This window comes from Cupriavidus sp. R6-3, from assembly GCF_059772245.1.
In genome coordinates this window covers 1-3,863 of record NZ_JCBAJO010000337.1, presented here as the reverse complement: position 1 = coordinate 3,863, position 3,863 = coordinate 1, and the positions used below count along the sequence as shown (strand labels likewise).

At 71.6% G+C, this 3,863-nt stretch carries 2 pseudogenes; both read left to right on the top strand.

Going from position 1 to position 3,863, the window contains the following annotated elements:
* Window positions 1-1,581: pseudogene (locus AC6EI8_RS25080) on the top strand (hypothetical protein); the annotation flags it as partial.
* Window positions 1,578-3,863, top strand: a pseudogene (locus AC6EI8_RS25075) (hypothetical protein); the annotation flags it as partial. The pseudogenes AC6EI8_RS25080 and AC6EI8_RS25075, both read left to right, overlap by 4 nt.

Here is a 3,863-nt window from a genome sequence, read left to right as displayed (position 1 = left end):
ACGCCGGCGGCCGGATGGAGCGCGCAGTTCCATACCGATCCGCGCCATCGCGGCGCGGCCGGCCTCGGCGCATGGGCCGCCATCGCATGGCAGGACCGCATCGCCAAGGCCGCCGCCACACGTGCCGGCGATCTGGCGATCGCACGCGAGCGCATCGGCAACGTCGCGCTCGGCGTCGAGGTCTCGCGCTCGCTGTGGTTCCGCCATATGCCGCCCGATCCCGTCGACAAGCTGGCGGTGCTCGGCGCGATGCTGGGCCGCATGCCGGTCAACGAGCAGCAGACGGTGTCGTCGGCCTTGACCGGCCGCACGCCCGGCATGGCGCCGGCGATCTGGTCCTCGGCAGCGCGGCGTGCGCTGCGTCCTGGTCCTGCGCGCTCGGCGTTGACGCGCGACGGCGTCATTCCGCATCGCGTGCTGCTCGAAGCGGCCGCCGCGTGCCCGGTGGCGCCCGACCATCCCGATGAGATCTGGCACAAGCCGTGCGGGGATGCCGGCCCCATATTGAAGGACGCGGTCCGGCGCGCCTTCGACGACGAGCGGCAGGCCGACGACCTGTTCCGGCTGCTGATGGACAGTGAAACGACGACGGACCTGAACCGGCTTGCCGCCGCGCTCGAGGCGCTGACGCCCGACGCCGATGGCCGCGTCGATCCGGACAAGGTCATTCGCGCGGTGCGCGAACCCGGACAATGGATCGACGAGCCGGCCACGGGCCAATGGGTCGACACGCTGGCGTCGAGCCGCACCCGTTGCCGGCCGGTTGACCTGGACCTGCTGGGCCAACGCGTCGCCGATGCCGTCGACCCTTTCGCCGCGCGCCCGCCCGTGGTCAATCGCGTGCTTGCCACCCTGCCCGGCATCGTCGACATCGGCCCCGTCGAAATCGAACCCGAGCTGGATCTGCCGCTTTGGCAACTCCTCAATGAGGCCGCGCCCGACTGGATGCTGCCCGGCATCGGCGACCTGCAGCAGGACCGCGTGGTGGGCCTGGCCACGCACGCTGCTTTCGTGGAAGGCGTACTGGTCGGCGCCAATCAGCAGGCGCTGGGCGAACTGCGCTGGCGCAATTTCCCGATCGCTCCACGCTGGTCGCCGCTGCGCAAGTTCTGGCAACGCGCCGGTGGCCAGTTCGATATCCATCCGATCCGCAACTGGCCCGCCGATAAGCCATTGGGCGACGCCGCGCTGACGCCGACCCCGCGAGCCACCGAGGCGGTGGTGCTGTTCAAAACCCCGCTGTTCCGGCGCTATCCGGACACGGTCGTCTATCTGTACCAGGCCGAGGCCGACTGGACCGTGCCACCCGCGAACCAGCCGCTCGACGAGTCGCGCAAGCAGTTTCCGACCTTCCCCGGCAGGATCGGCCCGGACGTCGCGTTCTTCGCCTTCAACGTGGCACCGGCGGATCTGGCCAATTATTGGGTGGTATTGGAAGAGCCGCCCGCCGGCTACCGCTTCTACAGCTGGCACGACGATCAGGACCGGCCCACCGGCACCGTCGCCGACGGCGCGGCCTACGGCTTCGAGACCTTTGCCCCACCGGTGCGCGTGATGATCGGCAAGCTGGAGCTGGCATGAGCGCCGTCGAAGTATTGGCGCCCCTGCGCATCGAAACCCGCTTCTACGCGCCGGACGGCACCCGGCCCGGCTGGATGCTGCGGCTGCGCGTATGGCCCGACGAGTTCTCGATGGCGCGCCGGCCCATCGCGCCGTCGCCGGCCGAGCTCGACCTCTACGACGACGTGCTGCGCCAATTTCCGCTCGATGCCGGCATGCAATGGCGCATGCTGTGCGCGCGGCTCGGCGTCGAACGCGCGCTGTGGCTGCGGCGGAGCGTTGCCATCGTGGCCGAGCCCGCGCCGCATGCGGATCGCGGCGCGGCCCAGCCGCGCGATCCCTCGGCCTGGCCCGACACGCATCAGCCTTACGGCCTGCCGCCGGCGATCCATGTCTGGTTCGTCGAGGCCGGCCAGGGCGGCGCCCCAACGCTGGCCGGCACGATGCACCCGAACCGCGAACGGATTGCCGAACAGCTCGGTCTGACCGCGTTCGAGACGCCCGCCGCCTCCGGCGAACTGCCGCGGACATGGTGGACCTCCTTCGACATCGCCAAGGCGGTCGGGCTGGCAATCGAGATCCCCTTCCCGGCCGGCGCGCAGCCGCCGGCGCTCGATGCCATCGTGGTGGCCGGCATGGGCGACGTCTCCCCGGAACCGCTGATCGCGATGCATGCCGTCACGGGCCGGCTGTCGGTGCTGCGGCCTGGGACGCCAACCAATACCGTGGACGGCGAGGCCACCGCCGACGCTGGCAGCAACCCCGGCAGCAATCCCGGCGGCAATCCCGGCGGCAATGCGGCCGCATGGGAAGGCATCGACGATGCGCTGCCCGCTGCGGACAGCGCGTCCGCCGCCGTGATGCAGGCGCTGGCCGGGCCGGATGCCGTTCCGATCAAGCTGCAAGGCGGCGACGTCGACGCCGGCGGACACGATCCGCTGGTCGTGAATGCGCTGTGGCCCGTGCTGTGGGGCCACGCGCTGCGCGATGTGATCGGCGCCGGCGAAGACGAGGCGCGCCTGGCCGAATGGGCGCAGGCGTGGCTCGCGCCGCAGGGGCCGTATCCGGCGATCCGCGTCGGCGCACAGCCCTACGGTTTGCTGCCGGCCACCGTACTTGCCGGCTGGACCGGTCAAAACATCACGGCGGGACAGATTCGCGACTGGGCCGGCCCATGGCGCGATGCGGCCGCCGCGGATGCCGCGATCCACCCTGGCACCGTGGTGGGCGCGTCCGCGCAGCGGGCCGTCGATCTGCTGGGCGAAGACACGCCCACGCGCCGCTGGGCCGTTCGCCTCGTCTCGCCGCTGCCGGTGGTCAACGCGATCCGTGCGATGCGGGGCCTGCCGCCGCTCGAGCCGAGCACCTGGGAGCGGGAGACGGCATCGAGCCTGGCCGGCCGCAAGACGCCGCTGTCGCCGCTGGGCGCCTTCACGGAGCAGGCGCATCTGCCGGCGAGCACGCCGGAAGCCGACGCCGACGACCCCGACACGCTGCGCCTGCTGCTGGAGATGGAGGGCGAAGCCTTCCCGTACCGCTGGGACCGCAAGCTGGGGCTGCTCGGCCATCTGATCTTCGAATCGCTGTGCCTGCTGCGCGCCAGCGTCGGCCTGGCGCGCGAGGCCATCGACGCCGGCCAGGCCGTCGACCCGCACGCGCCCTTGCCCATGCAGGCCGGCACCGATGCGCTGATCGATCTGGTGCGGCGCGGCTACCCGGGGACGCCGTCGCAACCGCAGCTGGACGACCTGTTTGCTTCGGCCGATCCCGGCGCACACAGCGTGGCCAAGCGCTGCCTGCGCGGCATCGAGGCACTGGTCGGCCTGGTGCGGGCCTACGCCGACGATCCAGACGGCGTCTTCAGTTGCGTGCTGGCCGCGCTGGATACCGCCAGCCATCGCGTGGATCCGTGGATCACCGGCCTTGCCCATTCGCGCCTGCGCGAGCTGCAGAACGCGCGGGCGCCGTGGCGGCTCGGCGTATACGGCTGGGTCGATGCGCCGGCGCCCTACGATGCGGCCAATCCCGGCCATGGCCTGCCGCCCGGCCCCACCGCCGCCGGGCTGCTGCACGCGCCGTCGCACGCGCAAGCGATGACGGCCGCGCTGCTGCGAGATGCGGCGGTTCGCCATCCAGGCGATACGCGCTGGCAGATCGAGATCGATTCGGCCCGGGTTCGCGCGGCCATGCGCCTCGCCGAGCGTGTCCGCCTCGGCGTGCATCCCTATGAGGCGCTGGGCCTCGAGGTCGAACGCATCGTCGGCGACTGGGATACCGTGCGCAAGCTGCGCGAGGACTACCCG